Below are 20,955 nucleotides of genomic sequence, written 5' to 3'. Positions count from 1 at the left end.
CTACAAAATGCCAAAATCTCTGTTAATATAGTTTCATTATTTGTACCGAATTCTTTTTCTTTAAATTAACGGAGTATCTTATGTTCCGCAGAACTAAAATCGTTACTACACTAGGCCCAGCAACTGACCGTGATGACAATCTACGTAAAATCATCGCAGCGGGTGCAAATGTGGTACGTCTTAACTTCTCACATGGTTCACCAGAAGATCACCTCAAGCGTGCTACAGACGCTCGTAACATCGCTAAAGAGTTAGGCGTTCATGTTGCGGTATTAGGCGATTTACAAGGTCCTAAAATTCGTGTTTCTACTTTCAAAGATAACAAAAAAGTTCAATTGAACTTAGGTGATACCTTTGTATTAGACGCAGCCTTAGGCAAAGGTGAAGGTGACGAAAAGCAAGTTGGTATTGATTACAAAGAATTACCAAACGATGTCACAATCGGCGATATTCTAATGCTTGATGACGGTCGCGTTCAACTACGTGTTGAATCAGTTGATGGGCAAAAAGTTTTCACTACTGTTACTGTTGCAGGCCCTTTATCAAATAATAAAGGTATCAACAAACAAGGCGGCGGATTAACCGCTCCTGCATTAACTGATAAAGACAAAGCAGACATTTTAACTGCGGCGCAAATTCAAGTTGATTACCTAGCTGTTTCATTCCCACGAACAGGTGCAGATTTAGATTTAGCCCGTAAACTTGCTGAAGATGCTGGTAGCTTCGCGCTAATCGTATCTAAAGTAGAGCGTGCTGAAGCTGTTGGTACTGATGAAGCAATGGATGATGTGATTAAAGCATCTGACGCTGTCATGGTTGCTCGTGGTGATTTAGGTGTTGAAATTGGTGACGCAGCATTAGTAGCTGTTCAAAAGAAACTCATTAAACGCTCTCGTCAGCTAAACAAAGTCGTTATTACTGCAACGCAGATGATGGAATCTATGATTTCTAGTCCTATGCCAACACGTGCAGAAGTGATGGACGTTGCAAACGCCGTACTTGATGGCACTGATGCTGTAATGCTTTCAGCCGAAACTGCTGCTGGTGACTTCCCTGAAGAAACAGTATTAGCAATGAGCAATGTGTGTAAAGGCGCAGAGCAACATCCTTCTGTTATGTCTTCAAAACATAGGCTTGATCAAAAGTTTAATTCTATTGAAGAAACGATTGCGCTTTCGACTATGTATGCAGCAAACCACCTTGAAGGCGTTAAAGCTATCATTAGCTTAACTGAATCTGGTGAGACAACTAAGTTAATGTCTCGTATCAGTTCTGCATTGCCGATTTTTGCTTTATCTCGTCATCAGAAAACTTTAGCTAAATTAGCTTTATTCCGCGGTGTTATGCCTGTTCAGTTTGATTCAACTGCAGTAGCTGCAGATGCATTAGCAACAGAGGCTTTAAAAGCTGTAGCGAAAGCTGGTTACCTTAAAACAGGTGACATGGTATTAATGACTAAAGGCGACGCAATGGAAACTGTTGGCGGCACTAACACTTGTAAAGTATTGGTCGTAGCATAATAGCCATTGACGCTTATATGTAATCTTTAAGTCTTTATTTAGTACAGTTTAAAGACATAAAAAAACCACCTCAATGAGGTGGTTTTTTAATATGTGTGTTTTAAATTGATCCAGGACTACGGAAGTCCTAGCTAGTGATGCAAACTATAACGTCTCAAAGTCATTAACGTTAATTGCGGCTAAGCGCTTTGCATCAGCATCAGTTAATAAATCATGCTCTTCTTGAGTAATGACATTTTTCTCTAACGCTTCTGCGAATGTCGCAAGTGCAGGTAGTTTAGGTGTTAATTCCCCTGCTTTTTGTGATTTTCTTATTTTAGCGTATAAGTGCTTACAGTTAATTTTTGCTAAAAACGCTGACTCGACCTCAGCAATCCCGCTCTTATCGCCTTCTAAGTCAGCACACAAGAAAGTGATTCTATCTCTTGCAGGTGAAGGTTGTAAGAAATTATCAGCTAATGTCGTTGCTTGTTTATCTGTTGGCGCATTAAAGTGATTACCAATAGGGAAGATAATCACTTTTAATAAAATACCAACAAGCTTGCTTGGGAAATTACGCGTCGCATCCTGTAAAGCTTTAGCTGCTAGATGCAAACGTTCAGTCATAACGTAATGAACAATTGGCAAGTCATCTTGCTGACGTCCGTTATCTTCAAACTGTTTAAGCGTCGCAGATGCAAGATACAATTGACTTAGTACATCACCCATACGCGCTGAAATCATTTCTTTACGTTTTAAATCACCACCCATTATCAACATCGATAAATCTGTCATGATAGCTAAGCCAGATGATAAACGACTCATATCTTTATAATATTGCTGGGTTGTTCCACTGACAGGTGAAGAGTTAGTTTTACTCGCTGTTAATGCATTAAATAAAGCCATCACGCCGTTTCTCGCTGCATAACCCATGTGACCCATTAGCAAAGAATCAAAACGGTTAATAGCCGCTTTTTGATCTTCCATTGCTGCTGTTTCCATTTCAGCTAATACATATGGATGACAACGGGTCGCACCTTGACCAAAGATCATCAATGAGCGGGTTAAAATATTGGCACCTTCAACAGTGATAGATATAGGGCTAGACATATAGGCATGACCTAGATAGTTTTTCTCGCCTAGCTGAATACCTTTACCTGATTGTATATCCATTGCATCTTCAACGACATCACGACCCAATTCAGTCATGTGGTATTTTGCAATTGCGGTAACCACAGACGGTTTAACTTTTAAATCAATACCGGTTGTTGTTAAGCAACGGGCAGCTTCTAGCTGATAAGTGTTAGCAATAATGCGTGCTAACGCTTCTTGAACCCCTTCAAACTTGCCTATTGGCATGCCAAACTGTTGTCTAACATAACTGTAAGCTGTTGTTGTTTTGGTTGCCATTTGCGCTGAAGCAGTAGCTAACGCAGGTAAAGAAATACCACGACCCGCTGACAAACATTCAACTAACATACGCCAGCCTTTACCTGCAAACTGAGGTCCACCAATGATCCAGTCAAGTGGAATGAACACATCTTTACCACTCGTTGTCCCGTTCATAAAGGCCATCATTAATGGATTATGACGACGACCGATTTCAACACCTTCATGATCTGTCGGGATCAGCGCACAAGTGATACCAATGTTTTCTTCATCACCTAATAAGCCATCAGGATCACGCATTTGAAATGCTAATCCTAATACCGTTGCTACAGGTGCAAGCGTAATATAACGTTTATCCCAAGTCAGACTTAACCCTAAAGTGTCTTCACCGTTAAACTCACGGCGACACACAATGCCTAAATCGGGGATAGCCCCCGCATCAGAACCAGCTTCTGGTCCTGTTAATGCAAAACATGGTAGCTCTTCGCCTACAGCAAGTGGTGGCAACCAACGTTCTTTCTGCTCTTGTGTACCGTAATGCGTTAGAAGCTCACCTGGGCCCAATGAATTTGGCACCATTACTGTTACAGCCGCACTAATACTTCTTGTCGCGATTTTACTGACAATCGTTGAGTTTGCATAAGCTGAAAACTCACGACCACCGAACTTTTTCGGAATGATTAAGGCAAAAAAACCTTCTTTTTTGAAGTAATCCCATAATTCAGGTGGTAAATCCTTACGGTTATGAACAATGTCATAATCATCAATCATGGTGAGTGCTGTCATCACTTGATTGTTGATAAAGTCTTGCTCTTCAGCTGAAAGGGTCGACTTTCCATAATTATGTAGGGTATTCCAATTTGGATTACCGCGAAATAATTCACCTTCCCACCAAACATCACCCGCTTCCATTGCTTCTTTTTCAGTACTTGAAAGAGGTGGTAAAACTTTCTTGAAAAAACTAAATACAGGACGCGTAATGAAACGCATCCTTAAATTACGCACACCAAACAACACGAAGAGTGCTATTAATACTAGTATTAGGACAGTCATGTTAATCCCTTATTCCTTTGCTAAAATTGGTACTGAAACGCCAGCGGCCATGTAAGGTATCACCTTACGGATAATTGCTTCGGTGTCGTTATGTTCACCATAATCAGCCTCTGCAATTTCATTCAATGCATCTGCTGAAGCCATAGTGAAAACGATAGTCCCTAAGGTAAAGTGTAGTCGCCAGAACATTTCTGCAGGCGGAATATGTGGGGCACTGGCTGAAACCGCTTTAACAAAAGCTTCGAGGTATTTACCATAATGAGTTGTGATAAACCATCTCAAATGCCCTTGGCTTTCAATGTAACCACGTCCTAATAACTGTAAAAAAATCGTGGTACCGCCATGACGAACTTGGTTCAATTCCAGCAAAGGCTTAATCAGTGATGAAAATATTTCATTTAAGTTTGCCAGCTCTGGATTTTTAAATAACCTTTGTATTTCAGCAGCTGCACTAGGCATGAAGACATCTAAATATCTTGCTAATACGGCACGAATGAGTTCTTTCTTTGAACCAAAATGATAATTAACTGAAGCTAAATTGACTTCAGCTTTACTGGTTATTAATCTTAACGATGTTTCTGAAAAGCCTCTTTCGGCGAATAACTTTTCAGCAGCATCTAGAATTCTTGTTTTTGTATCTGTTCTGCTTGCCATTCCATGACCCATTTTAATTTAAAACACCCGTTTAAATTAAACATTGAGCGCACAGTTGTCAATCTAATTTACTGAACTCACGATAAAGAAATCGAAGGGTTTGAGCTTTCATAACGGTGGCCTTCACAAGAAAATAGTAAACAGCATATTTATATATATTACCCTCGGGGAAAATGAGATGAATGCTGTAAGTTGAAATACCCTTTTAAACACCTGTCTAAGATACACAAATAATTAGCATTCTTGGATCTTGATGTAAGCCTATATCTGATAATTTATACAGGTTATGTTTGAAGAGGATTATTTTCCATTTATACAAGCTAGTAAGCCCTAAACAGTAGACTCTTTATAAAAGTGGTTTCACGCTTTGTTGGATACACCTTTGTAAAAATAAGAGCTGATTAGCTGTAGTAGCTTAGCCATTAATTCATCGACCTCGATTTAAACGATTCATTTCGAACCAAACTCAAAAAACCATTAAGCATTTTTATTTATCAGAACAGTGTTTTACTGTTCATGTGTTCATAATTCAGTAAGGCACATCTTTTATAATGAACAAATTGGTCGCTCAGCGCCCTTACCAAGTTAACTTTTTGCTAAAGCAGTAAAACCTCAAAAACACCAACCGGCAACATTACCAAAACGAACTACACAACAAAGTTACAACCATTGTGAAAAACTGTTCAATTCACTTCTAGTCTCACAATATTAACTAAAACTAGGTTATTTTAAGCTTCAAAATGACTAAGTTAATCGTCATTTAAATTGAGTTTTATCTAATAACTAAATTGTGGGTAAACCACAAAGGATTCTTCCAACTGTAAATTCGAAAACTAAAAAATATCGCCAGAGTTTAATTATTCGGTTTCATAGTTAGAAACCAAGGTCCCGTATGAAAAAAAGCAGTTATGTAAAATATCGAAAAAAACGAACCAAAAGACTCAACAATGAGATTGATGAAAAAGATAGTAACTTAGCCTCAATAGCTATTTTTGTTGGCTTATTATTAGTGTTAGCCTATTTATTCGTTTAAAACTATTTTTAAGAGACAATCAAAATTTTTTATTCATGAAAATATGAAAGCCCGTTGTACGGGCTTAATTATGGGTGTTGCAGTTATTGTCTGAATTCTGGCATACCATCACTACCTAAAGCCGCTCCCTTTTCTATTCGTTTCACTTGCAACAACTCTTTGCTGCTCTGATTTAACTAACATGACAAATAACGCGCCAGTGCCTCCATGTTCACGAGTCGCACTATGAAAAGCCTGAACTTCTTCAAGTTGTTCTAACCAGTTGTTTACTGCAGTCTTCATCAAAGCTGGGTAAGGTTTACTGTTAAAACCTTTACCATGAATAACCAGTAAGTTTCGCTCGCCTCTATTGTGCGCCTTTAGGACTAAATCAATAAGCGCCTCTCGGGCTTGTGACAAACTGTAAGCATGTAAATCAATCACCGATTTGATTTTATACTTACCTAAACGTAAGTGACGAAATACTTCTTCCTGAACACCATTCTTTTTATAACTGAGAACATCATCTGGTTTAACAGGTTCAAATATTGCGGGCGCTAGTGAAAGCTTTTGTAAATATTCATTTTGCTCGGCTGCTGCCCTTCTAGCGAGCTGTGCACCTGTAACACCCAGGGAGGACGCATGAAAGTGATTGTTGTTTGCTGTTAATGGTTTAACATCAGCCATTGCGGCCATAAATAAATCATCGTCTTGTTGCTGCATAATCCCCCTCCTACACACTTTGTAAAGATTCGACGCTTTTGATACTAGTAAGAATAATTTATAGTGTCACCCATATTTTGAAGATGTTGCATTCAATTAGAAATTATAATTAAGAGCATTATATTTACATGAGCCAAATCAAACTGTTGTTTATTAGTTATATCTCTTTCATGAGTTTTTTCGTATCTGCTGAACAAACAACAGATAATGAAGCGCTTAATGCAAATTATAAAGTTTTCTCTGCGGCATTTGAAAATTTAGACCTAAATAAAATCAATAATATATATACAAATGACGCAGTGTATATATCTGAAACCCTTGATAAAGAAATTATCACAGGCAAAGAGGCTATTCTTGGCCTTTATTCAGGTTTCTTTAAAAAAATAGCAAAAAAGTCTGCGCATATTGATGTGGACTTTAGAGTGATTAACCGTGAGTTGTCTGATAAAAATGCCACCGATGTTGGTTATTATCTGGTTCGCTTTCATCCAAGAAAAGAAACAGGTGAGCCAACAAGCGTCTTTTCCGGCAAATTTGTTTTAGTTTCAAGAAAAGGGAAAGACAACCAATGGCAATTTATTGTTGATTCAAACACAAAAGCCAATCCAGATTTCTACTTTTCAGCCAAACCTGTTTCTAATCTTTACTTTGGTCGTCAATTCAACCCTACTCTTGAGCCTGTTGAAGAAGTCGTTGTCGAGCTTGAAGTAGTCACTGAACCTGAGCCTGATACTCAAAATCACTAGACGTATTAAGCTAGGTTAGCTGTTCATTTCCTGCCGTTTTAGTAATAATGCTCCTATAGCGCATATTCCCGTAAAAACCTTTAGTAACTAAACCAATGAATTCAGATACCACTCTTTTATGCCCATGTGGCAAACCAAACAACTATATAGACTGCTGTCAACCTTACCATTTGGCCCAAAAATCGGCTAAGAATGTTGAAGACCTTATGCGTTCGCGTTATTCCGCTTTTGCGTTACAAGAATTTCAATATTTATTGGATACTCATCATCCTGATTACAAAAATGGATTAACCTTGCAATTGCTTGCACAGGGAGCTAACGAAACACAGTGGTTAGGATTAGATGTTGAACAGTCAAATCAAGACCCTAGTATTGGATCGGGTACAGTGACTTTTAAAGCCTGGTATCTCAATGAAGGGTGTATTGATGCAATATATGAATGTTCGCAGTTTAAGTATATAAACGGAAGTTGGTTCTACACTGAAGGACAGCAAAAACAGGCTCAATTACCTAAAAGAAATGACAAATGTATCTGCCATAGTGGTAAAAAATTCAAAGCTTGCTGTATGAAGAAACAATACTGATCTGAATATTTTGATTTAAATACTAGATATTAATCATTACTTAAATATTAATGAACCACTTTATTCTGTTCAAAAATGAACTTTGAAAACTCATTTTCTCTAATCGCAGGACTATACAAGAAGCCTTGAGCGTGATGACAACAGCTATCTTCTAGAAACAGTTCTTGTTCTTTGGTTTCGACCCCTTCCGCTGTTAACGAAATATTCAACGCTTTTGCCATAGCGATAATCGCACTGACGATTTCTCGGCTTTCGTGACTTGTGGTTAAATCGGAAATAAATGAACGATCAATTTTAAGCTTACTGATTGGGAATTGCTTAAGATATCGCATTGAGCTGTAACCCGTTCCAAAGTCGTCAATGGCAAGCCCGACGCCTAAATCAGCAAGTTCCTGACATAATCGTGTCGCATGACGTATATCACCCATTAATTCAGTTTCAGTTATTTCAAGAATTAAACTTTGCGGTTTTAAGCGATAACGAGTCACTAAATTCCATACTTGCTCAAAAAGGTTACCACTAAAGAACTGTCTCGCTGCGACATTAACGTGCATAACTATATCGACATTCTTACGTTGCCATAAATTCAATTGCTTACAAGCAGCCTCTAGTACCCAATCGCCAATCGCGTTAATCATTCCTGACTGTTCGGCGATCTCAATAAAAGCCCCTGGATATAACACACCTTTTTTAGGGTGATGCCAACGAATCAGGGCTTCGGCGCCGATGAATTTATGATTATTTAAATCCATTAAAGGTTGATAATAAAGCTCGAACTGTCTGCCACGAATAGCTGTCATTAAATCTCGTTCAATATCAGCATTATTTTTAAAAGTCGCCAGTAAATCATCATTAAAGATTTGATAATTCATCATGGCTTTCTTTTTAGCATATTGCAGGGCAATATCTGCACATGATAGCGGTGAAAACTGCGATGCGACCGCTGCCACATCAACAACTGCGATAGCAGCTTTAGGGTCAACTTTCTCGCGGCCAATAACAGAAGGTACAGCAAGTTTTTGATACAACTTAATGATTTTCTCTTCTAATATTTCAGCTGAAGCTAATTCAGGTAACAACACAGCAAATTCATCACTACCTACTCGAGCCACATCTACAGCATCATTACTTTGAGCAAAATGTTTTAATCGTCTTGCGACTTCAGTTAGTAGTGCATCACCTTGTTCATGACCACTAGTATCATTAAAGCGTTTAAAGCCCATCAAATCGATTAAAATTAATATGCCTTTGGTTGCTCTATCAAGTTGCTGAGTAAAATGAAGGCGGTTATGCAAACCTGTTAATGTGCAATTCCAAGCAAGGTTTTCTAATTCGTCTTTATGGCGACGTTGATCCGAAACATCAATACAAGATACTAGTGCATAATAGTTACCCTTCTGAGTAACAAAACGATTTGCTTGGTATTGTACCCAATATCTGCTGCCATCTTGCCTTACTAATTCTGTTTCACCCTTTACCATTTCTCCAGCAATGAGCTTTTCAGTTAGTTCATTTGCTAAGTCACGTTTACCACGAAAAAAATCTAGGGTGATTAATTCATTGTCTTGAACGACTTCTCGGCTAAGCCCGGTTAATTTCTCATGAGCCGGGTTGATATATTCTATAATTTGGGTTTTAAGATTAACCAACATCAAAACATGCTGAGCTTGTTCTGTCGCACTATGAAACAAAGTTAACCGTTCATCATTATCATAAGCGTACTGAGTGGCTAAAGTTAATGCCAATTGATCTGCAAATTGGCATGCGAACTCTATCGTTGGAATTGAAAGTTCTACATGATGATCAAACTCAATACACAGCAAACCTTCAATATGGCCGTTAATTCGAATAGCGACATCAAGGTTCGATTGAATACCAGACTGTTTATAATAATCTGAAAAGCAGGCTAAACGTTTGTCTGAGGCAGAAATGCTACTGGCAATGTGTCTGTAGCGGCGGATTTCTTCAAAATAGGTTTCAGAGGCAAAGTTATCATGCCTTAGTTGCTTAATAGCGTCACTGATGGCAACAACAGGCGATAAACAAGCAACCACTTTTTGCTCAAGTGCTTTATTACGCAGAGAAATGACTGACACGCAGGTTGCGTTGAAGTGTTTCAATAACAATTTACATGCTAATTCAGAGGTTCGGGTAAAATCCCCTTTCTCTTTAGCGACAGAGTTAACAATTAACTCTAATAAATGTTGTTGCTCAGTTTGTTTCATTATTATTCCCAACAAGACAGCATAGCAATCGGGTTGACCTCATTCTTAGGAGGTTTTATCGCATTTAAAGTCAGGGTAAGTAACTTACCCATTAAATTACAGTCACATAACTGTATGTATGATTAAGCTAAAAAGGCTTAATCCAAAAGTAGTACTGTTACGCAGGTTACACTTACAACAAAAAAATACAAGATGTAACCGGCGAATTAAAGATAACAATCTATAACTTGAGTGTTTATAGACTATTTTCTAATTGAAAAATCATTTTTTCGGCTGTGAACTCAAAATCGATGAAGACAGTTAAATGAGTTTCTGTTTTATCTAGACGAGTATTCACGTTATCAAAACGTGTCTTTGCCTTATTAATAATACTTTCAGCATCAGCTGCCGCATTATCGCCTTCTACTTGAAGGATAAGTTGAGTATCTTGTTCATCTATCACGGTACCAATATCAACAAATGAGCCACAGTCATTGCAACTATCACTGACTTGAACTTCTTGCTTAGTAATCGTTTTAATCATTCCAATCGCCTTTCAGTTCGTTAAAGCGTCAGCATATCGTAAAAACTGTAATTAATAATCTAGTTAGTTCACACAATTAGCAGAACATAATATTCAACAAATATTACAGAAAGAAACATTATTGCTTATTAATCAAGCAACTGCATAAAGTTGGTTAGCTAATGTTTCACTAATTTTACGTTGAGTGGCTAATTGATCTAAAAAATGTATTTGGTTTAAATCTGAAATGTCAGGCGCTTTCTGTTGATGCTTTAATTTAGTTAACTCGTCACAATTGGCTAAGACTATTTGCATCTCATCTTCATACTTACCACGGGTGACTAATGCTTCTGGGTGTAAAGCTTGTTTCAAATGAAATTGAGAGGCGCCACTTATATGAAAATCATTAGCATGGTTAACTGCCTGCTGCTCACTTAAATCGCATACGAGTTGCTGCTTTTGAGGTAGTTCAAAAGCTTTGTACAATTTTTCATCTACATTAAGTTCTTTATCAAGCTGAAATTGACACATGTCTCTTGCGTCAGTTGAAAGCATAGATAAAAGAAGTGCAAATTCACCACGTCGATCATGTTCAATCGCATCATTTAAGCGATTGCCCAGTTGTAGTTCATTGACTAAAGGAAACTCAATTTGCATATAAAAACATCATTAATAACAGCGATTGTTATTTTATCGACCACTTGAACAAATACTTGAGAGTTATTTTCGATTTTGGCTTTACTTATATTTAATTCGTGACTATTATTCTCGCCGCAATTGAGGAGGGGTTCCCGAGTGGCCAAAGGGATCAGACTGTAAATCTGACGGCTCAGCCTTCGAAGGTTCGAATCCTTCTCCCTCCACCATTTGCACTAGTGATAAATATACCGTTTCGTGGAGGGGTTCCCGAGTGGCCAAAGGGATCAGACTGTAAATCTGACGGCTCAGCCTTCGAAGGTTCGAATCCTTCTCCCTCCACCATTTATCGGTATGGTTAACACTTATATTTATTGTTGTGGCCAACAATGAATAACATAGCAAGACAAATAAGAAAATGTGGAGGGGTTCCCGAGTGGCCAAAGGGATCAGACTGTAAATCTGACGGCTCAGCCTTCGAAGGTTCGAATCCTTCTCCCTCCACCACTTCTTATACTTCCTGTTAATTTCAGATCAAATTCAACTCAATAAATTTTTAATCAATTTCCTTACATTTATATCAATATTTTATATTTAAATATTTCTTTGCCTATTTAATTCTCCCAATAAATTGATCCTAAAAAAATTACTTCACAATTAATTCAACAATTTTTATTAAAATTAGATGCAAACACTGTTAGCCGCTAATAATTGTGATTAAGATGATTCTTTTATTGTTCTATAGGGCTACACAATGTCAAAGCTATGGGTAAACCAAGCCATCGCGAAAATCGAAGCCGACTTTCAGCGAAGTGCCGATACACACTTAATCAAATTAGACCTCCCCCAGCTTGACGGTATCGATATTTATTTAAAAGATGAAAGCACCCATCCAACGGGTAGCCTTAAACATCGTTTAGCCCGTTCATTGTTCTTGTACGCTTTATCAAATGGTTGGGTAAAAGAAGACACCACTATAATTGAGTCCTCTTCAGGAAGCACTGCGGTATCCGAAGCATACTTTTCACGTTTATTAGGGCTGCCCTTCATTGCGGTCATGCCATCTTCTACTGCGAAGACCAAGATTGAACAAATAGAGTTCTACGGTGGACAATGTCACTTTGTCGACCACAGCAGTAAAATATATGCAGAGTCTCAACGTCTTGCAGAAGAGTTAAATGGCCATTACATGGATCAGTTTACTTATGCAGAGCGTGCAACCGATTGGCGCGGTAATAACAATATTGCCGACTCCATTTTCAACCAAATGAAGAAAGAGCCATACCCTATTCCCACTTGGATTGTAATGAGCCCAGGTACAGGCGGTACATCAGCAACTATCGGTCGCTATCTCAACTATCAGCAACTCCCAACACAATTATGTGTTGTAGACCCTGAAAACTCGGTTTTTTACGACTATTTTTACAAACGAGATTTATCATTAACCTGCGAAAATGGCAGTAAAATTGAAGGGATCGGAAGACCGAGAGTTGAGCCTTCATTTATAGCCGGTGTCGTTGACGAAATGATTAAAATTCCTGACGCGGCATCTCTTGCCACAATGAACTGGTTAGCCAGACTCATTGGCCGTAAAGTGGGCCCTTCTACTGGCACCAATTTATTCGGGATTATGCAACTGGCTTGTAAGATGAAGCAACAAGGGCAACGAGGCTCATTAGTCACTTTACTGTGTGATTCAGGTGAACGATATCTAGATACTTACTATGATGCACAATGGATTGCTGACAACATAGGCTCAACTGAGCAATATGATGAGTTACTGGCAAAGTTTGATAAAACAGGCAGCCTTAGCTAATCACATACGCTTTAGCTAAATAAGCTTGCAAACGTCATGTTTAATTAAATCTCATAGTAAAAAACCGCTTAAATAAGCGGTTTTTGATTTGTAAAATCATAAAAATTCAATATTGTTGCCATGCACTAGTCAATATCTAAGTATTTATGTGTTTGGATGGACAAGCGCCAGTTTCGAGCAATACAGGTTTTCATAGCAAGTTCTGTTGCCCTAGTTTTTTGACTGATAGGCTGCAAGCAAATTGTTTTATCGCTGATATCGATCGGAGCAAGTAAATTATCTAATTCATCAATATGTTTCTGTGTTGCAATAGGATGCTTAATTTCATTGGCGCGATTTAGTGCTTGTTCAAGTACTGCATAACCACCCTTCATGTTTACTTTTGGTGAAACCGTCACCCAAACATCTTGATGGCAAAGTATTTCAAATGTGCCACTGGTTTCAATTTGAATATCGTAACCTGCTGCAATGAAATCATTTGTCAAAGTCGTAACATCATATAAGCAAGGTTCGCCACCTGTTAATACAATATGCTTAGCGGTAAACCCCTTGGCTTTAAATGCATTAATAAGACTCGATGCATCATGCTCAGCCCAGCGCCCAATGGTGCCATCAACTTGGATCACTTGTTCTTGAGCAACTTTATTCTCAGCTAATACTTCCCATGTTTGTTTAGTGTCACACCAAGAGCAACCTACAGGACAACCTTGTAGACGAACAAAAATAGCTGGCACCCCCGTAAACGTCCCCTCACCTTGGATTGTTTCAAAAACTTCGTTTACAGGATACTTCATTGGCTAACCTTATTTAAAATGGCACTAAATCTCGTTGGTCTTGTAAAGTGCAGACCGATTCAAAGGCGCATTTATAGATGATTTTCGAACCAGCTGCAAGTTTTTGCTATCGCAAGCTGCATTAAGTTAAAATACATCTAAATTAATAATTAATTGAGTAATAACGGTATAATTTTTCTATTGAAACAAACTCTTTAAAACCAGTACTTCAGTAGCAAAGTGCAGTTATTATTTTTACGGTAAAATTTATGTCTAAAGCAATTGTAGTTTTCTCTGGTGGCCAAGACTCCACAACCTGCCTAATCCAAGCCATGACTCAATATGATGAAGTCCATGCTATTACTTTTGACTATGGCCAACGTCATCGTCAAGAAATTGAAATTGCACAGTCGTTAGCGAAGCAACTTAACATTGCGAGTCATAAGGTCATGGATGTTAGCCTGCTTAATGAATTAGCGATTTCATCACTGACTAGAGATGCCATTCCCGTTTCACACGAGCTAATGGACAATGGATTGCCGAGCACCTTCGTACCGGGTAGAAACATTTTATTTTTAACTCTCGCAGGTATTTATGCTTATCAACTAGGCTGCGAAGCAATCATTACCGGGGTTTGCGAGACTGATTTCTCAGGATACCCCGATTGCCGTGACGAGTTCATAAAATCAATGCAGCAATCTTTAGCATTGGGTATGGATAAGCCATTAAAGATAGTGACGCCATTAATGTGGCTCAATAAAGCTGAAACATGGGCACTAGCGGATAAGTACCAGTCGCTATCTTTAGTTACTGACGAAACATTAACTTGCTATAACGGTATCAAAGGCAGTGGTTGTGGCGATTGCCCAGCATGTTTACTCAGACAGCGTGGTTTAGATGAATACCTAAACAACAAGCAAAGCGTTATGGACTCTTTAAACGCTAAGCAATTAGCTGAGTAACATAGTCGTTGATAATTTTTAATGTTTAAACATTAAAGAAACCAATGAAAATTTGAGTGTTAACTATAATAAACAGCAATGTGAAGTGTAAATGGATTTAAAACATGGCAAGAAGAAGTAATAAAAGTGCAGGCACCTACTATTTCGCCATCATGGTCAGTGTATGTTGTTGTGTTTTGTTTGTTTTATCAATTAGCCCAATGGGTGCAGTTGATGTTAACAATCTATTCAGTTATCGCTATGACAACATTAGTGACGGGCAATATTGGCGAATAATTACAGGTAACTTGTTACATACCAATTTATGGCATTTGCTCATGAACCTCGCTGGTTTTTGGGTCATTTTATTTCTACACGAAATGCATTACAAAGGCAGTGCTAACAAATTCATCAGCTTGTTTTTAAGTCTCTGTGTATTTGAGGGGTTAGGGTTATATTTCTTTTACCCTGAACTTAAAGGATATGTTGGATTAAGTGGACTGTTACACGGTTTATTCACCTTCGGCGCTCTATTAGATATCCGTAAAGGTTACTTTTCTGGCTATCTGTTACTTATTGGTGTCTTTACAAAAGTCGGCTATGAAATGTATTTTGGAGCAAGTGAAAGTGTTAGTGCCATCATCAATGCTCGAGTTGCTACGGAGTCACATTTTATCGGCGTAATAAGTGGATTACTTTGTGGCTTAGTCTGGTTGCCGCTAACACGATTTTTTAAGCACAATAAAACTATCACTTCTTAAACGAAACTTATTGCCACCAGCTAAATATTTATTTAACTATATTTCGAAAACAGCAGCTAAGGTTGCTGTTTTTGTTTTATTGCTTTTAATCTTCAATCCCAGCACCTAAGTATATATTTGGCCGCCAAATCTGCATTAAAATTTCAGGATTTTCAATCGGTAGAAAACCATTTTGAGCGTATAAACCATGGGCGTCACGGGTGGCAAGCATCATTCTACGTAATCCAACCACGTTGTCATGATTAACAATCACATCGATAAGCCACTTACTTAACCCCTTACCTCTATGGTCATCCAAAATAAAAACATCAGCAAGGTAGGCAAAAGTTGCTTGATCAGTGATAAGCCTTGCAAAGCCAACCTGCACATTTGAATCTGTGAACACACTAAAACAAAATGAATGCTTAATCGCTTTTTGTAATGTTTTCATTGGAATGTCTTTAGCCCAATAAGAGCTAGAAATAAACGTGTGCACGATATCAATATCAATTTGGGCATTGTCGGTACTGATGTAATAACCATTAATATCATTGTGCCGTGTTTTATTTTCCAACGTTATATCCCTTGCCTATCTTTGATTGCAAGCCAGCTTGTATACAAACTAATATTTAGTCCACTTCTGTATGCCGCTTGGTATAAGCCAATAAGGCTTGGTCATCGAGTCTCGTAGATTGATTCAATCCAGCAATCACCCCAAGCTGATCTGCTGTTGTTCTGTGCTGACCAAGCTTAAGCTTTCCTTCAATGGATGTTATCGAGATTTTAAAACCAATAATAGCTTTCGAAAGCTTGGCTTTATATTCAGCTGGAATAAAGCCATGTTCACTTGCACTGTTATTTAAAGGTGACAGTAAACCTGATTCATATTTATCAATAGTATCTGTTAACACCTGCAACGTGGTTTCTTCATCCGTTAAAGACACCTCACCTTTTATATGAACAGCAGCATAATTCCAGGTTGGTACCGCAGGAAACGAATCGTACCAGGTTGGTGAGATATAACCGTGAGGTCCGGAAAAAACCGCTAAAATTGGCTCACAGTCCATTGATTTCCAGTGGCTGTTTGCTTTGGCAAGGTGGCCATATAGGGTACCCAATTCCCCCTCTTCACGTTTTAACAGTAATGGTAAATGTGATGCCGTTAAATTTGAGGTTGTTAGCACTGCAAACCCAAATTCATCGATAAAATCGTGAATTTGCTGCTGTGATTCCATTTGTAACTTTTTGGGGATATACATAGTTTATTACCTGGTTTCCTGCTTGGTATTTTGGATTTTTAATCGACTAAACTTAATCAATGATTTTTGTTTGAAGATATTCGGTTAGTCGCTGTTGTAAAGGGAGAATTGCATCTTGATTTATCAAGTACTCAGCTATCGGCATCAATCGCCAATATTGACCTTCATTACCAAAATGGATTGATTCAATTTCATTGCAAGTAGCTATCGCAGTGAAGAAATACGAATATCCATTTGCTGTTTGATTATTTCCCCGTTGTTTATATATCAACCTATCGATAGGTAACGCAATAGAAAATTCTTCATACAACTCTCGCAAAACACACTCTTCAGGAGTTTCATTGCCTTCTCGGCCACCACCAGGGAAATCCCACTTGTTTGGAAAAGGAATATGATCAAAATTATCTCTTCTGTAAACTACCAGTTGTTCTTGATAAATTAATGCCAACTTACAACCTGTAAAACCTCTATTCATATCATTGAAATCAGTCGGCATCAGTTCAAACCCCATTAACAAAAAACCAGTGACTAGCACTGGTTTAATAAATGATTAAGTTACCTGCTAAAAAAAGCAAATGTATAGAGCATCAAGCAATCACAATAAAGCCTATAAATGTAATCGTTGCAGCTATCAGAGTATAAGGTAACTGTGTAATGGCATGACTTACCAAATTACAACCCGCACCTTGTGCAGCCAATACCGTTGAATCACTGTAAAAACAAGCTTGGCTACCAAATGATGACGCTGATAATAAAGCCCCAATCACTAATGGAATATCAGCGCCTACCGCTTGTGCTAATGGCATCACAATAGGAATTGAAACTGCAAATATCCCCCAACTCGAGCCTGTGGCGAAAGCTAATAAAGCCATCGCAACAAACACCACTGCTGGCAAAAGCTGAGCAGTCATGTATGGACTCAAGCTTTCGATAACAAATTGCGGCAGTAATAATTGGTCGCAAACATCTTTAAAGATAAAAGCTGCTATGACAGTGCCAATTGCAGGCAACATGCTTTTAAAGCCATCTATCATTTGCTCCATCATTTCAGAAAATGGCATCAATTTCTGCACTGCATAATATGGGATAGTAATGACCATAGTGGCTAATAAGCCTAACCAAACATCAATATCAAAATACACCGTAAAACCCACTAACATTACAATGGGGACTAAGAAATTATGTAATTTACCTTGATGATCTGCTGTTTTAAATTCATCTTCCATGGCTTTAACTGCATAGTCATTACTGGTTTGTATGTCTTCAGACTCATCAACAGGAATACCAATGCCTTGTTTCGCTTTCAATTCTGCTTTTTTCATAGGGCCGATTAACGGAATAACCCCCATTACAACTAATGGCACCATAATCACAGCGACCCATGCATATAACATATACGGTATTGCAGACATGTACACAGTGATCGCTTGCCCAGTATCGGCTATGCCGTTATCAACTAATAAACCACCAAAGAAAACCGCCCAAGTCGATAATGGCACCAACACACAAATCGGCGCAGCAGTAGAATCGACAACATAAGCCAACATTTCTCTGGAAATACGAAACTTATCAGTGACACGTTTCATCGTCTCACCAACCGTAAGCGCATTGAGGTAATCGTCAATAAATATCGCGACACCTAATACAAAGGTCATCATCAAAGATGACTTAGGTCCTTTGGCCACTTTCAATGCATTCTTACCAAATGCAAAGGCACCACCAGTTCTGACTAGCAGAGCGATTAACGCGCCAAAAGTACCACACACCAAAATTAGCCAACCTATCGTTTCATCGGCCATGACTTTGAGAGAAATTTCTGAAAAGTTATTTAATGCTTCGGTTGGGTCGAGCATTAATAAACCCACAACAGCGCCTATCACCAATGCGAGGATAGGCCTTCTTAATATAATTGCTAATATCAAAACAACCACAGGCGGGATCAAGCTGATCGCTGATGGCTCTGTCATGACGTCTTTCCTTGTTTAAAATAGAGTTAGAAAATGGATGTGCAAAATAATGTCGTTATGTCATCGAGTCAACATAAATTAAACATTACAGGCAAATAAAATATGAATTTTTGACAGAGAAATCAACTTTGAAAACGAGCCACAGATATAACAAGAAATACAGATTAATATCCAGTTAAACTAAATGTTCAATATCTTTAATACCATTAAATTTGGTTTATTGGTTTTAGTTACTTTCAGCTGAGTCGAGATTATAATTAATTGATTTCTATTTTCACTCTTTTTAACTTCTAAGGCAGCGCATGAACGAATTAACATTAGATAAAATCGACTTTGCAATCCTAACAGAACTCCAACATCACGGTCGTTTATCAAATCAAGAGCTCGCCCAAAAAGTGGGCTTGTCGCCTTCACCTTGTTCTCGTCGAGTTAAAGCATTAGAGGATGCTGGCTATATAGCAGGTTACTCAACTTTATTGAATGCTGAACACTTTAACTTAGCACTCACAGTCTATATTCAGATTCGATTAGAAAAGCATACCAGCGAAACACTAGAAGCATTTGAAAAAGACATACTCAACTATCAAGAAGTACAAGAATGCAGCTTAATCACAGGTAGTGAAGCTGATTACCAGCTCAAAGTTTTAGTCAAAGACATGCAGAACTACAAACTGTTTTTACTGGACAAACTCACTGTGAATCCAAACATAGCAGGGATCCATTCGAGCTTTGTTCTTAAAAATGTCAAAAGCAGCACAGCAATCCCTATTAACTAAACGTGCGCCAGTTCAAACTTTCAAATAAAAACTAAATTACAGAAGATTGCGCAAAGCTCGCACCCTCAACAACTCAACAAAATTTAATATCAACATATTCTCTAATGGAAAGTTTAAATAGCCAAAAATAGCATAAAAATAACCATTAACATTACCAAAAGAGATTTACCAGCAATAAACCTTCATTGCAAAAGCTCAGAAAATCACTATTATCCGCGCTCTTTAAAATCTTAACTCATCAGAGAGTCATAATGAGCGCACATACAGACGGACATTTTAGTTCACGCATCGGTTTTATCATGGCAGCTGCTGGCTCCGCAGTCGGTGTAGGTAATATTTGGGGCTTTCCTACTCAAGCGGCTACTCATGGTGGGGGCGCCTTTTTATTAGTTTATGTATTACTGATCATTTTATTAGGCTACCCAATGTTAATGGCTGAATTGATGGTTGGTCGACACGGCCAAACAAACCCAGCCGACGCGATGGCTAAACTGGGTCGTAACAAATTAAGCCAAAACATTGGTAAAACTATCGGGTTAATCTCGATCATTACAGCCACATTAATTTGTACTTTTTACAGTATCCTCTCTGGCTGGTTTATCAGCTTTGCATTAGCGCCCATTGCAGAAATAGCCCAACAACCCAATATCGCGCATTGGTTAACTGATTTTTCGATATCAAGAAACCTAACCTTTACCTTAGTGTTTATTTGTTTAGTCATATTAGTCATTAGACAAGGGATACAAAATGGTATTGAACGATGGTCAAAACGCTTAATGCCTATGCTTTTACTGATGCTAATAGGCGGTGCTGCGTACATATTAAGTCAACCTGGAGCCATAACTGGCCTTAAAGTACTGTTAGTCCCTGACTTTTCGATGGTGTTTCATACTGATGTACTGGTTAGCGCACTAGGACAAACATTTTTCTCATTATCTGTGGGTACTGGTGCAATGATGGTTTACGGTGCTTATCTAAATAAACAAGAGAACTTAAGTCAGCTAACTGCATATGTGACACTAACAGATACCATGGTGGCATTCTTGGCTGCACTAATGATTATTCCAGCAATGTATGTCGCCCAACACAATGGCGTACAAATATTTGCTGATGATGGCAGTTTACTTAATTCAGATACTTTAGTGTTTACTGTTTTGCCTGCTTTATTTGATTCTATTGGTGGAATGAGTCAATACCTACTCGCCATTGTTTTTTTTGCATTAATGACAATTGCAGGTTTAACATCTGCGATGTCAATTGTTGAAGTTCCCACAAGTTATATTGTTGAGAAAACATCTATTAAACGTGGTAAAGCAACATTGATAGTAGGAACCGTCATTGCAGTAATAGCTTCTTTCATTGTATTTAACTTTAGTGCTCTATTTGGTTTTATTATCACCATGACCACAGAACGAGCTCAACCGTTAATAGCACTGGGAATAGCAATATTTATGGGCTGGGTTTGGCATAGAAACGATTTACTTGCTGAAATAGCTCAACAAGATGGCGTAAATCAAAACAGCTTATTCTGGCGTGTATGGCAGGTTTACGTAAAATATGTTTGTCCGCTATTAATCATCGTAATTATCATGCAGCTTTTTAGCTAAGTACTTTAACTAAGTACTTTAACTAAGTACTTTAACTAAGTACTTTAGTTACT

19 protein-coding genes and 3 tRNA genes are annotated in these 20,955 nt (G+C 38.2%); 11 read left to right on the top strand and 11 right to left on the bottom strand.

What is annotated here, in order from left to right:
* Nucleotides 1–80 precede the first annotated feature (80 nt).
* Entirely contained in the window at nt 81–1,520 is a 1,440-nt protein-coding gene (gene pyk, locus L2735_RS02015) for a pyruvate kinase (protein ID WP_248983110.1), read from the top strand.
* A 144-nt stretch (nt 1,521–1,664) separates the two neighbouring features.
* On the opposite strand, the gene L2735_RS02010 is transcribed toward pyk, so the two are convergent.
* The 3 genes from L2735_RS02010 to smrA form a co-directional block, all read right to left on the bottom strand.
* Nucleotides 1,665–3,941: an acyl-CoA dehydrogenase gene (locus L2735_RS02010; protein WP_248983109.1), complete on the bottom strand. Its 2,277-nt coding sequence runs from the start codon at nt 3,939–3,941 to the stop codon at nt 1,665–1,667.
* A gap of 9 nt (nt 3,942–3,950) precedes the next feature.
* Nucleotides 3,951–4,595, bottom strand: coding sequence for a TetR family transcriptional repressor PsrA (psrA, locus tag L2735_RS02005; protein ID WP_248983108.1), 645 nt, complete (start codon nt 4,593–4,595; stop codon nt 3,951–3,953).
* A 1,144-nt stretch (nt 4,596–5,739) separates the two neighbouring features.
* A complete protein-coding gene (gene smrA / locus L2735_RS02000) occupies nt 5,740–6,330 on the bottom strand; it encodes a DNA endonuclease SmrA (RefSeq protein WP_248983107.1) in 591 nt (196 codons plus the stop codon).
* A 128-nt stretch (nt 6,331–6,458) separates the two neighbouring features.
* Between smrA and L2735_RS01995 the strand changes: the two genes are divergently transcribed.
* The gene (locus tag L2735_RS01995; protein ID WP_248983106.1) at nt 6,459–7,076 is read left to right on the top strand and encodes a YybH family protein; all 618 of its coding nucleotides are present in this window, start codon (nt 6,459–6,461) and stop codon (nt 7,074–7,076) included.
* Between the two features lie 95 nt (nt 7,077–7,171).
* Nucleotides 7,172–7,660: a YchJ family protein gene (locus L2735_RS01990; RefSeq protein WP_248983105.1), complete on the top strand. Its 489-nt coding sequence runs from the start codon at nt 7,172–7,174 to the stop codon at nt 7,658–7,660.
* A gap of 47 nt (nt 7,661–7,707) precedes the next feature.
* On the opposite strand, the gene L2735_RS01985 is transcribed toward L2735_RS01990, so the two are convergent.
* The 3 genes from L2735_RS01985 to L2735_RS01975 all read right to left on the bottom strand — a co-directional run bounded on the left by L2735_RS01985 (nt 7,708) and on the right by L2735_RS01975 (nt 11,044).
* A complete protein-coding gene (locus tag L2735_RS01985; RefSeq protein WP_248983104.1) occupies nt 7,708–9,885 on the bottom strand; it encodes a putative bifunctional diguanylate cyclase/phosphodiesterase in 2,178 nt (725 codons plus the stop codon).
* A 235-nt stretch (nt 9,886–10,120) separates the two neighbouring features.
* Nucleotides 10,121–10,408 (bottom strand): DUF406 family protein, encoded by a 288-nt coding sequence (locus tag L2735_RS01980; protein WP_248983103.1) that lies wholly within the window; start codon nt 10,406–10,408, stop codon nt 10,121–10,123.
* Between the two features lie 132 nt (nt 10,409–10,540).
* Nucleotides 10,541–11,044 (bottom strand): VC2046/SO_2500 family protein, encoded by a 504-nt coding sequence (locus L2735_RS01975; RefSeq protein ID WP_248983102.1) that lies wholly within the window; start codon nt 11,042–11,044, stop codon nt 10,541–10,543.
* 124 nt (nt 11,045–11,168) lie between these two features.
* On the opposite strand from L2735_RS01975, the gene L2735_RS01970 reads away from it, so the two are divergent.
* The 4 genes from L2735_RS01970 to L2735_RS01955 all read left to right on the top strand — a co-directional run bounded on the left by L2735_RS01970 (nt 11,169) and on the right by L2735_RS01955 (nt 12,839).
* Nucleotides 11,169–11,253, top strand: a tRNA-Tyr gene (locus tag L2735_RS01970).
* Between the two features lie 30 nt (nt 11,254–11,283).
* Nucleotides 11,284–11,368, top strand: a tRNA-Tyr gene (locus tag L2735_RS01965).
* A 77-nt stretch (nt 11,369–11,445) separates the two neighbouring features.
* Nucleotides 11,446–11,530 (top strand) — tRNA-Tyr (locus L2735_RS01960).
* 247 nt (nt 11,531–11,777) lie between these two features.
* Nucleotides 11,778–12,839: a PLP-dependent cysteine synthase family protein gene (locus L2735_RS01955; RefSeq protein ID WP_248983101.1), complete on the top strand. Its 1,062-nt coding sequence runs from the start codon at nt 11,778–11,780 to the stop codon at nt 12,837–12,839.
* Between the two features lie 125 nt (nt 12,840–12,964).
* Here the strand turns inward: L2735_RS01955 and queE are convergent, their stop codons facing one another.
* Nucleotides 12,965–13,633: a 7-carboxy-7-deazaguanine synthase QueE gene (queE, locus tag L2735_RS01950; RefSeq protein WP_248983100.1), complete on the bottom strand. Its 669-nt coding sequence runs from the start codon at nt 13,631–13,633 to the stop codon at nt 12,965–12,967.
* A 248-nt stretch (nt 13,634–13,881) separates the two neighbouring features.
* On the opposite strand from queE, the gene queC reads away from it, so the two are divergent.
* Both queC and rrtA read left to right on the top strand, forming a co-directional pair.
* Nucleotides 13,882–14,574, top strand: a complete 693-nt coding sequence (queC, locus tag L2735_RS01945) for a 7-cyano-7-deazaguanine synthase QueC (RefSeq protein ID WP_248983099.1) — start codon at nt 13,882–13,884, stop codon at nt 14,572–14,574.
* A 104-nt stretch (nt 14,575–14,678) separates the two neighbouring features.
* Nucleotides 14,679–15,314, top strand: coding sequence for a rhombosortase (rrtA, locus tag L2735_RS01940; RefSeq protein ID WP_248983098.1), 636 nt, complete (start codon nt 14,679–14,681; stop codon nt 15,312–15,314).
* 85 nt (nt 15,315–15,399) lie between these two features.
* Here the strand turns inward: rrtA and L2735_RS01935 are convergent, their stop codons facing one another.
* The 4 genes from L2735_RS01935 to L2735_RS01920 all read right to left on the bottom strand — a co-directional run bounded on the left by L2735_RS01935 (nt 15,400) and on the right by L2735_RS01920 (nt 18,519).
* Nucleotides 15,400–15,867: a GNAT family N-acetyltransferase gene (locus L2735_RS01935; protein WP_248983097.1), complete on the bottom strand. Its 468-nt coding sequence runs from the start codon at nt 15,865–15,867 to the stop codon at nt 15,400–15,402.
* A 55-nt stretch (nt 15,868–15,922) separates the two neighbouring features.
* Nucleotides 15,923–16,552 (bottom strand): FMN-binding negative transcriptional regulator, encoded by a 630-nt coding sequence (locus L2735_RS01930; RefSeq protein ID WP_248983096.1) that lies wholly within the window; start codon nt 16,550–16,552, stop codon nt 15,923–15,925.
* 52 nt (nt 16,553–16,604) lie between these two features.
* Complete coding sequence (locus tag L2735_RS01925) at nt 16,605–17,063, bottom strand: NUDIX hydrolase (protein WP_248983095.1); 459 nt, start codon at nt 17,061–17,063, stop codon at nt 16,605–16,607.
* Between the two features lie 76 nt (nt 17,064–17,139).
* Nucleotides 17,140–18,519 carry a Na+/H+ antiporter NhaC family protein gene (locus tag L2735_RS01920; RefSeq protein WP_248983094.1) on the bottom strand — a complete coding sequence of 460 codons (1,380 nt, stop codon included), beginning with the start codon at nt 18,517–18,519 and terminating at the stop codon, nt 17,140–17,142.
* A gap of 302 nt (nt 18,520–18,821) precedes the next feature.
* On the opposite strand from L2735_RS01920, the gene L2735_RS01915 reads away from it, so the two are divergent.
* Together L2735_RS01915 and L2735_RS01910 are read left to right on the top strand one after the other, a co-directional pair.
* A complete protein-coding gene (locus L2735_RS01915) occupies nt 18,822–19,295 on the top strand; it encodes an Lrp/AsnC family transcriptional regulator (protein ID WP_248983093.1) in 474 nt (157 codons plus the stop codon).
* A 251-nt stretch (nt 19,296–19,546) separates the two neighbouring features.
* Entirely contained in the window at nt 19,547–20,902 is a 1,356-nt protein-coding gene (locus L2735_RS01910; RefSeq protein ID WP_248983092.1) for a sodium-dependent transporter, read from the top strand.
* The last annotated feature ends 53 nt before the right edge of the window (nt 20,903–20,955 follow it).

Source organism: Shewanella olleyana (assembly GCF_023283825.1).
GTDB lineage: Bacteria > Pseudomonadota > Gammaproteobacteria > Enterobacterales > Shewanellaceae > Shewanella > Shewanella olleyana.
Note: the sequence above shows the minus strand (reverse complement) of the source record. Positions and strands in the feature narration are given on the sequence as shown.

What these genes read in the sequence shown, in the direction of transcription:
- L2735_RS01915 (WP_248983093.1), top strand. Translation starts at nt 18,822, where the DNA reads ATGAACGAATTAACATTAGATAAAATCGACTTTGCAATCCTAACAGAA.
- L2735_RS01955 (WP_248983101.1), top strand. Translation starts at nt 11,778, where the DNA reads ATGTCAAAGCTATGGGTAAACCAAGCCATCGCGAAAATCGAAGCCGAC.
- queC (WP_248983099.1), top strand. Translation starts at nt 13,882, where the DNA reads ATGTCTAAAGCAATTGTAGTTTTCTCTGGTGGCCAAGACTCCACAACC.
- L2735_RS01975 (WP_248983102.1), bottom strand. Translation starts at nt 11,044, where the DNA reads ATGCAAATTGAGTTTCCTTTAGTCAATGAACTACAACTGGGCAATCGC.
- pyk (WP_248983110.1), top strand. Translation starts at nt 81, where the DNA reads ATGTTCCGCAGAACTAAAATCGTTACTACACTAGGCCCAGCAACTGAC.
- rrtA (WP_248983098.1), top strand. Translation starts at nt 14,679, where the DNA reads ATGGCAAGAAGAAGTAATAAAAGTGCAGGCACCTACTATTTCGCCATC.
- L2735_RS01985 (WP_248983104.1), bottom strand. Translation starts at nt 9,885, where the DNA reads ATGAAACAAACTGAGCAACAACATTTATTAGAGTTAATTGTTAACTCT.
- L2735_RS01990 (WP_248983105.1), top strand. Translation starts at nt 7,172, where the DNA reads ATGAATTCAGATACCACTCTTTTATGCCCATGTGGCAAACCAAACAAC.
- L2735_RS02010 (WP_248983109.1), bottom strand. Translation starts at nt 3,941, where the DNA reads ATGACTGTCCTAATACTAGTATTAATAGCACTCTTCGTGTTGTTTGGT.
- L2735_RS01980 (WP_248983103.1), bottom strand. Translation starts at nt 10,408, where the DNA reads ATGATTAAAACGATTACTAAGCAAGAAGTTCAAGTCAGTGATAGTTGC.
- queE (WP_248983100.1), bottom strand. Translation starts at nt 13,633, where the DNA reads ATGAAGTATCCTGTAAACGAAGTTTTTGAAACAATCCAAGGTGAGGGG.
- L2735_RS01910 (WP_248983092.1), top strand. Translation starts at nt 19,547, where the DNA reads ATGAGCGCACATACAGACGGACATTTTAGTTCACGCATCGGTTTTATC.
- smrA (WP_248983107.1), bottom strand. Translation starts at nt 6,330, where the DNA reads ATGCAGCAACAAGACGATGATTTATTTATGGCCGCAATGGCTGATGTT.
- L2735_RS01930 (WP_248983096.1), bottom strand. Translation starts at nt 16,552, where the DNA reads ATGTATATCCCCAAAAAGTTACAAATGGAATCACAGCAGCAAATTCAC.
- L2735_RS01995 (WP_248983106.1), top strand. Translation starts at nt 6,459, where the DNA reads ATGAGCCAAATCAAACTGTTGTTTATTAGTTATATCTCTTTCATGAGT.
- L2735_RS01925 (WP_248983095.1), bottom strand. Translation starts at nt 17,063, where the DNA reads ATGGGGTTTGAACTGATGCCGACTGATTTCAATGATATGAATAGAGGT.
- L2735_RS01920 (WP_248983094.1), bottom strand. Translation starts at nt 18,519, where the DNA reads ATGACAGAGCCATCAGCGATCAGCTTGATCCCGCCTGTGGTTGTTTTG.
- psrA (WP_248983108.1), bottom strand. Translation starts at nt 4,595, where the DNA reads ATGGCAAGCAGAACAGATACAAAAACAAGAATTCTAGATGCTGCTGAA.